Annotated in this window: 1 protein-coding gene; it reads left to right on the top strand. The window is 53.7% G+C overall.

Going from position 1 to position 255, the window contains the following annotated elements:
- Positions 1–255, top strand: a 255-nt coding sequence (locus tag ACOSDR_RS20350) for an NAD-dependent epimerase/dehydratase family protein (protein WP_420732366.1), incomplete at both ends; no start/stop codon positions are given.

Raw genomic sequence — 255 nt, 5'->3', positions numbered from 1 at the left:
CCTATGATCTTTGCAAAATCATTGGAGAGAGGTTTGGCGAGGCATTTGCAGCAATCTCCGATATGGAATTCGCTGCCCTTCGTTTCTCAACCATCTTTGGGCCGGGCAAGACCACACGGCATGGCCGCTTCGGCGCCTTGAGCAAATTAATCGAGAATCCGTTTTACGGGGAGCCGGTGACCATTCCTGTTGGCGGTGATCAAGTCGATGATATGATCTATGCTCAGGAAGCCGCACGGGGGGTCGTAGCGGCCT

The sequence above is a fragment of the Hwanghaeella sp. 1Z406 genome (genome assembly GCF_048892425.1).
Classification (GTDB): Bacteria; Pseudomonadota; Alphaproteobacteria; order UBA8366; family Aestuariispiraceae; genus Pacificispira.
Note: the sequence above shows the minus strand (reverse complement) of the source record. Positions and strands in the feature narration are given on the sequence as shown.